This window comes from Streptomyces alkaliphilus, assembly GCF_014141535.1.
GTDB classification, from domain to species: domain Bacteria; phylum Actinomycetota; class Actinomycetes; order Streptomycetales; family Streptomycetaceae; genus Streptomyces; species Streptomyces alkaliphilus.
On record NZ_VKHT01000131.1, the window covers coordinates 1 to 8,060 of the forward strand.

Here is an 8,060-nt window from a genome sequence, read left to right on the forward strand (position 1 = left end):
GCCCCGACCGCCGCCCCGCTTCCCGAGGCGCCGATCGGCCCCGACAACACCGCCTACATCATCTACACCTCGGGCTCCACCGGGACCCCCAAGGGGGCCGCCATCCCCCACCGGGGCCTCACCAACATGTTGGAGGGCCAGCGGGACCTCGTCACCCACGGCCCCGGGGTGCGGGTCCTGCAGTTCGCCTCCTTCGGCTTCGACGCCTCCATCCTGGAGATGACCTGGGCCCTGGCCAACGGCGGGGTGCTGTGCACCGCGTCCCGTGAGGACCTGCGCCCCGGCCCGGACCTGGCCGACACCCTGATCCGCGAGGGCGTCACCGCCGCGATGCTCCCGCCCAGCGCCCTGGCCACCCTCGGCGAGGACCGGTTCCCCGCCCTGGACCAGCTCCAGGTCGCCGGCGAGGAGTGCCCGGCCGACCTGGCCGACCGGTGGTCCCGGGACCGGTGCTTCCTCAACGTCTACGGCCTGACCGAGGCCTCGGTGTGGAACGTCGCCGCGCGACTGCGGCCCGCCGGTGGCCGTCCACCGATCGGGACCCCGATCCGCAACACCCGCGTCCACGTCCTCGACGAGGACCTGCGTCCCGTCCCCGTGGGCGTGCCCGGCGAGATCCACCTCGGCGGACACGCCGTCGGCCGCGGCTACCTCAACCGCCCCGAACTGACCGCCGCCGCCTTCGTGCCCGACCCCTACGGGCCGCCCGGCGCCCGGCTGTGCCGCACCGGTGACATCGGCACCCACCTGCCGGACGGCTCGGTCCGCTGGCTCGGACGTCGCGACGCGCAGATCAAGCTCCGCGGCTACCGCATCGAACTCGGCGAGATCGAGCACGCGCTGCGACGACTTCCCGATGTCGGCCAGGCCGTCGTCCTCCTGCGGCGCGACCTGCCCGGTGAACCCGGCATCGTCGCCTACCTCGTGCCCCGGGACGGCGCGGAGCCGACCGTCGAGTCGCTGCGCCGGGACCTGCGCGGCCGGCTGCCCGGCTACATGGTGCCCGCCCGCTTCGTCGTCCTGGACGCCATGCCGGTCAACAGCAGCGGCAAGATCGACCGGCGGGCGCTGCCCCTGCCCTCCGCCGAGCGGGCGGGGGACGGAGCCGGGTACGTCGCTCCCCGCACCCCGGTGGAGGAGACCCTCGTCGACGTCTGGCGGGAGGTCCTGGGCCTGGAACGCATCGGTGTCCACGACGACTTCTTCCACATCGGCGGCAGCTCCCTGTCCACCGTGCGGGTGGCCGCCCTGGCCGGGGACCGGGGCCTGTCGATCTCGGTGCGCGACCTCATCGAGACCCCCACCGTGGCCGGCCTCGCGGACCGGGCCGACCGGGCCGGTCGGCGCCGGGGTGCCGCGGAATCCGACGCGGCCCCGGAGATCCGCTCCGAGGTGCGGCTGCGCGGGGGCGACGGCATCCCGCTGTGGTGCGTCCACCCCAGCGGGGGCAGCGCCGCCTGGTACGTGCCCCTGGCCCGGGCCCTGCCGCCGGGGGACCCGGTGCGGGCCTTCCAGGCGCGCGGCCTGCTCGGCGGCACCGACCCCGGGGACATCCCCGGCATCGCCGCCAACTACGCGGCCGAACTGGCGGAACGGGGCGGGCCCGGCCCGCACCACCTGCTGGGCTGGTCGATGGGGGCCAACATCGCCCTGGAGATGGCCGGCCGGCTGCACGCCGACGGCCACGAGGTCGCCCCGCTGGTGCTCATCGAGCCCTACCTGCCGAGCCCGGAGGCCGGCGCCCGGCTCGCCGGGGTCGGCCGGCGGATGCGCGAGGCACTGCCCCTGCGCGACCGGGTCCGGGAGCTGCCGCCCTCCCCGGAGCGCGATCGGGCCGCGGCGGAGCTGACCGCCCTCCTGCTGGACGCCGGCATGAGCCGGAGCGAGGCCGACATGGTGGAGAAGGCGCCCATCGAGGTGTGGCACTCCCTGCTCACCGCGCTCGCCGACTACACCCCGCGCCCCTACCCGGGCCACGTCCACCTGGTCATCGGCACCGCCGCCGCCCATCTGCCGGAGGACCGTCCCATGCCCGGCCTGGACGTGGGCTTCCGCGCCTACGTCGACCGCTGGCGCGCCCTCGCCGGCGGCGGGCTGACCGTCCACATCACCGAGGGCGACCACATGTCCATGCTCTCCGAGCCGCTGGTGCGCCGCACCGCCGCGCTGCTGGAGTCGATCAGGGCGGAGGCCCGGAAGTGAACGCACCCCTCACCCTCACCGCCACCACCGGGACCACGACCGGGGCCACGACCGGGACCACGGCCCCGGGAGCCCCGGCCTTCACCGAGCGGTACCTGCTCGATCCGGTGATCAACGCCGACCCCTACGGCTACCTCAACGCCCTGCGCGACCACCGGCCGGTCCACCACAGTCGCATGCACAACGCCTGGCTGATCACCGGGCACGAGCAGGTGATGCGCTGCCTGCGCGATCCGGCGATCTCCGCCGACCGGGTCCGGCCGCTGATGGACGCCGTTCCGCAGGGCGCCCGCGAGGACGCCGAACGCGCCTTCGACATCCTCTCCCGCTGGATGGTCTTCAACGACCCGCCGCAGCACCGCCGGCTGCGCCAGGTCTTCCAGGAACAGTTCGCGGCCCGCGCCATCGCGCGCTACCGGGGCTTCGTGGAACGGGTGACCCGCACCGTGCTCGCCCGCCGGGCCGTGCCCGGCACCACGGGCGACCTCGTCGCGGACATCGCCCGGCCGCTCCCCTCGCTGGTCTTCGGTCGCTGGCTCGGCGTGCCGGCGGCCGACGGCCCCTCGTTCTGGTACTGGAACGCCCGGGTGGGCGATCTGGTCCTGGGAGCGGCGCAGGAGGAACGCGAGTACCGCACCTCGCTGCGCTCCCTGGTCAGCCTGGAGGACTACCTGGGGGACCTGGTGCGCCGACGTCGTTCCGAACCCGGCGAGGACCTGATCGGCTCGGTCCTCGCCGACGGACGGGTCGGTGACACCGTCACCGAGGAGGAGTTCGTCGGGATGCTCACCCAGATGGCCTTCGCCGGCGGCGAGACCACCGGCAACCTCATCGCCAACGCCGTCCTGGCCCTGCTGCGGAACCCGGCCGAACTCGCCGCCGTCCGGGAGGACCCCGAACTGGTCGGGGCGGCGATCGAGGAGACCATGCGGTACGACGGCCCCTCCAAGATGTCCATCCGGGGCGCGGCCCGGGACCTGGAACTGGACGGCCACACCATTCGGGCGGGGGACCGCCTGTTCCTGGTCACCGCCGCGGCCAACCGCGATCCGGCGCGTTTCCCCGACCCCGACGTCTTCTCCGTGCGGCGCGGCAAAACCCCCCACCTCGGCTTCGGCTTCGGCGCCCACTTCTGCATCGGCGCGGCCCTGGCCCGCCTGGTGGCGGTCACCGTGGTCGACGTGCTGCTGCGCGAGCACCCCGATCTGCGCCTCGCCTCCCGGGAGCACACCTGGCAACCCTCCCTGCTCAACCGCAGCCTCACCGCACTGCCCGTCCACTACTGACCCCCGCCCACCGCGCACGAGAGGTCCACTCATGACCACCACCCTGGGAGGTGCCGGGGCACGCCTGTGGAGTCCCGCCGGGCACCCCTCCTTCCGACTGCTGTGGCTGGCCCAGGCCCTGTCCCAGCTCGGTCACGGCTTCAGCTACATCGCCTTCGCCTGGGTCACCCTCACCCTCACCGATTCCACCCTCGCCCTCGGCTACGTGCTCGCCTTCCAGGCCGTGCCCCGCGCCGTGCTCACCCTGGTCGGCGGATCACTCGGTGACCGGTGGTCGCCCCGCCTGCTGATGGTGCTCTCCAGTTGGGCGCGGTCCGGCCTGATGGCCGCGGTCGGCCTGGCCGCGCTGACCGGGACACTGACGCTGTGGATGCTGTGCGCCGCCGCCGCGCTCTTCGGGGCCGTCGACGCCTTCTTCCAACCCGCCCGGGTGGCGATCCTGCCCCGGGTCGTGGACCGGGAGACGCTGACCCAGGCCAACGCCCTGCTGGGAGCCGGCGCACGGGTGTGCGCCGTGCTGGGCCCGGCGCTCGGCGGGGTCGTGGTGGCCTTCACCAACGCCGGGGTGGCCTTCCTCGTCGACGCGGCCTGCTTCGCCGTCTGCGCCCTGTGCGTCTCCGGCATCCGGACCCGCCGGAAGACCGCCGACGAGACGACGGAGGGGGACGGGGACGGGCCGGACGACGGCGCCGACTCCGGCCTGATCGCCCGCATCGGCGCCGGCGTGCGGTACGCCTGGGGGGACGCCCGCATCCGCTGCATGCTCGCCGTGGACGTGGCCGTGACGTTCTGTTACGCCGGGCCGTTCACCATCGGCTTCGCCGCCCTGGCCCGCGGGGAGTTGGAGGGGGGCTCGATGACCCTGGGCCTCCTCAACGGGGCCCTGGCCGCCGGCGCCACCCTCGGCGCGCTGGTCGGGGGCACGGTGTCCGGGCGGCCCCGGGTGGGCCTGCTGGTCGCCGGACTCGCCGGCTGGTTGGCGGTGGGCATGGGGGTGCTGGGTGTGCTGGACAGCGCCGCGGTGGCCGTCGGAACGGTCCTGACCATGGGCTTCGCCATCGGCTTCCAGGGGGTGTTCGGGCTCAGTTGGCTCCAGCGCAACGTCCCCGAGTCGGTGCTGACCCGGGTCATCTCCCTGGACATGGTCCTGGGGTACGCCATCGCCCCCGTCTCCCTGCTGATGTGCGGGGCGCTCGCCGACACGGGCACCGGGGCGATGTTCGGGATCGTCGCCCTCATCCTGGCCCTCACGGGCCTGGGGACGCTGGCCTCACGCCCGGTCCGGGCCATGCGGTGACGGCGGGCCGGCGGTCCCCGCGGACGGGGCGCCCCGGGGGAGGGGCGCCCCGTCGGGGGGAGCGCCGCTCACAGGGAGGCCGAGAGGTCGCACAGGGCCGCGCGGTTGGGACGACCGGTCTTGGTGATCAGACTCGCGATGTGCTTCTCCACCGTCCGCGGGGATATGCACAACCGGTCGGCTATGTCCTTGTTGCCGGGGCGGTCCGGGAGCAGTCGGAAGACCTCGTACTCCCGGACGGTCACGCCCAGGGCCCGCAGCTCCTCGGGGATGCGGCTGGTCCCGGTGCGGTGCTGGTGCACCGGGGCCCCCAGACGACGCAGCGCCGCCCGGCAGGCGTTGGTCACGTCGGGCACCTCGTGGCGGTGGAAGTGGTGCTCGGCCCGGCGCAGCCAGGAGACGGGCTCGCCCCACCCGTCCTCCCGGGCGGCCTCGGCGACCAACCGCAGACCCAGGTGCAGGGCGGTGGGGTAGGGCTCGGCGAGCCGCAGGGCCCCGGCCAGCACGGTCCCGGCCTCCTCCCCGCGGCCCTCGCGACCGAGGAGGACGGCCCGGGCCAGTTCCAGGAACTGCCGGTTCCAGCGCAGCCGGCCCGGGGCGCCGGCGGCGATCTCCTCGTGGGCCACGCCGTCGACCTCCCCGGAGAGCACGTCCAGCAGGACCGCGAGCCCGTGATGGCCGCTGAGGTAGTAGGTGCTGGGGTTCTCCCGCTCCAGGACCGCGACCTCCCGCAACTCCCGGACGGCACGGGGCCGGTCCTCCTCCAGCAGCGAGCAGAACGCCCGGGCCAGCCCGATGGTCAACGGCTCCTCCTGGGAGCCCGGCCCGTCCCAGGCGGCGAACGCCTCCAGCGTCTCCTCCATCGCGGACCGGTCGCCGCGATGTCCCGCGAGCGCCGCGCGGGCCAGGAGGAGGTAGCGGGCGGCGGGGGCCAGCCGCAGGCGCTGGACCACCGGCAGTTGGGCGTCCACGGACCGTTCCGCCCCGGCGAAGTCCGCCCGCAGCACGGCGTCCAGCGTGAGGATGCCCTCGATGGTGTGGACGATGGTGACCGAACCGAGGCGTTGCGCCTCCCCCCGGGCGGTCAGCAACGCCTCCGGGTCCCCCTCGGTGAGCCACCTGTTGCCCCCGATCCGGGTGAGGACGTACATCCGTTGCAGGGGGAGGCGGTGCTTCTCCGCCACGTACAGGGCCCGTTCCAGCAGCCCGGTGGCCTCCTCCACGTCGCGCTCCCGGGCGAGGGTCGCCAGCAGCTCGAGGGCCCGGCAGGCGACCACGGGCAGTCCGTGCCGTTCGGCGGCCTCCAGTCCGGAACGGGCCAGCTTCTCGGCGAGTTGGGTCCGCGCCGCTCCCGGGGTGTCCAGGGTCAGGTAGGCCGCGGCGACATCGATGGGGGCGGTGTCCCGTTCCGCCGCCTCCTCGCCCAGGACGGCGCGGGCCCGTTCGATCTGCCGGTTGCCGTCGGCCCAGCGTCCGGCGATGTGGGCGACCCCCGCCAGGCGGGTGTGCAGGGCGGAGAGCCGCCGCGGGGTGAGGCCCGCTCCGCCCAGGGCGTGCAGCTCCTCCGCCAGGGCGAAGGCGCGCGGGAACTCCCCGGCTTCGGCCAGGGCCGGCAGCAGGGCCTCCAGGCTCTCCGCGCGACGGGTGATCTCCGGGGTGTCGAGCAGGAGTTCCTCGGCCCGGTTGAGCAGGGTGACGGCCGAGCCCACCGTCCCGCCGTGCAGGGCCCGCAGGCCCGCCTCGGCGAACAGCCGCCCGGCCTCGACGAGGTCCCCGGCCGCGAAGCGCAGTTCGGCCACGAGCGGACACCACTCGCCCTCCAGCGCCGGATGCAACGCCTCCACCGCGTCGGCGGCCCGCCCGGCGAGGTCCGCCCGGTTGCCCGGGGTGAGCTGGGTGAACAGCGCCTCCACCGTGAGCGGGTGACGGAAGGCGTACCAATCGGGGGAGGGCTCGTCGGGCACCACGAGCTGGGCGGCGACGCCGGCGTGCAGGTGGGTGAGCAGGTCGCGGTCGTTCATCCCGGTCATGTGCTGGAGGACCGACAACGGAAAACGCCGGCCGAACACGGCCGCCGCGGAGAGCAGCGTCAGTCCCTGCGGCCCGAGCCGGTCGATGCGACGCAGGATGCCCCGGGCCAGGGTGCTCGACACGTCACTGCGGGGATCGCCGACCACGCGCCAGCCGTCCCCGCCCCGCACCAGGGCACCGCCGGAGATCATCCCCTGGAGGAGTTCCTCGACGATGAAGGGGCTGCCCGCGCTGTCGTCCCACAGCCTGTCCAGGGCCGCCTCGGGGACTCCCCCGGGATCGGTGCCCAGGTGGGCCGCCATCATCTCCCGGACCTCGTCGCGGCGCAGCGGCAGCAGTTCCAGCAGCGAACCGGTGCCGCGTTGTTGGGCGGCGAGCGCCATGTCCAGGGCGTCGCAGGGCTCGGTACGGATCGTGGCGAGCAGCACGGCGGGCGAGAAGTCGAGGTTGTCCACCAGGTACTCGACCACGGCCAGGGTTTCCGGGTCGGCGTCGTGGAGGTCCTCCAGCAGCAGGAGTTGGCCCCGTTCCCGACCGGTGGCGATCAGCAGCCGCAGCACCGCCTCGCCGAGGACGACCATGGAACCGGTCTCGCGGACCTCGTGGCCCCATTCGGGGATCAGTTGGCCGAGCACCGGCCGGTAGGGGCCCAGGCCCAGGTCGTCCATCGGCTCACCGCCGCGGAACAACGACATCAAGGCCTCGGTGAGCGGCCGGAAGGGAACGGTGGGGCCGGTGGTGCTGCTGCGCCCGCGGAGCACCCGCATGCCGGAGTCGAAGGCCATGCCCGCCGCCTCGGCCGCGAGGCGTGACTTGCCGATGCCGGCTTCCCCCGTCAGGAAGACGACCCCGCCGCGTTGGTTACGCGCGTCCACCAGCGACTGTTCCAGCCGCGCGAGATGGTGGTCACGTCCGACGATGTTCGGCGCACGAGAACGCATGGGGGTGAAGTGTACTTGGCAGTCAATTGACGCGGCAGGGAGCGAGCGGGGGAATCCGATCATTCCCCCGCGGGCCGCGCGGAACGGAACGGGTCGCCCCCGTGGAGGGGGCGACCCGCACCGCTCGTTCGTGTCACCGGGTCAGACCATGCCCCCGGGGGCGGAGACGCTGGTGTCCATGGTTCCGATCGTGACGACGAGGCCGCTGGTCAGCACCATGCCGGCGAGGGCACGGGCCCGGGCGCAGGTCCTGTTCCGCCCGGTGAGGGCGATCCCGCCGGTGGGGTCCTCCGACTGCGGGGC

4 protein-coding genes are annotated in these 8,060 nt (G+C 74.2%); 3 read left to right on the plus strand and 1 reads right to left on the minus strand.

Annotation, left to right across the window (positions count from 1 at the left end; all coding sequences use genetic code 11):
* The 3 genes from FNQ90_RS06945 to FNQ90_RS06955 form a co-directional block, all read left to right on the plus strand.
* A partial coding sequence (locus tag FNQ90_RS06945) for a non-ribosomal peptide synthetase (protein WP_182605452.1) occupies positions 1 to 2,202 on the plus strand: 2,202 nt, incomplete at its 5' end.
* On the plus strand, positions 2,199 to 3,488 hold the full coding sequence (locus FNQ90_RS06950; RefSeq protein ID WP_182605453.1) for a cytochrome P450: 1,290 nt from the start codon (positions 2,199 to 2,201) through the stop codon (positions 3,486 to 3,488). The genes FNQ90_RS06945 and FNQ90_RS06950, both read left to right, overlap by 4 nt.
* A 31-nt stretch (positions 3,489 to 3,519) precedes the next feature.
* Positions 3,520 to 4,785 (plus strand): MFS transporter, encoded by a 1,266-nt coding sequence (locus FNQ90_RS06955; protein WP_143619147.1) that lies wholly within the window; start codon positions 3,520 to 3,522, stop codon positions 4,783 to 4,785.
* 68 nt (positions 4,786 to 4,853) lie between these two features.
* Here the strand turns inward: FNQ90_RS06955 and FNQ90_RS06960 are convergent, their stop codons facing one another.
* The gene (locus FNQ90_RS06960; protein WP_182605454.1) at positions 4,854 to 7,757 is read right to left on the minus strand and encodes a helix-turn-helix transcriptional regulator; all 2,904 of its coding nucleotides are present in this window, start codon (positions 7,755 to 7,757) and stop codon (positions 4,854 to 4,856) included.
* Positions 7,758 to 8,060 lie beyond the last annotated feature (303 nt).

Bases quoted from the DNA above. Each gene is read 5' to 3' on its own strand.
- FNQ90_RS06960 (WP_182605454.1), bottom strand. From the start codon at position 7,757: ATGCGTTCTCGTGCGCCGAACATCGTCGGACGTGACCACCATCTCGCG.
- FNQ90_RS06955 (WP_143619147.1), top strand. From the start codon at position 3,520: ATGACCACCACCCTGGGAGGTGCCGGGGCACGCCTGTGGAGTCCCGCC.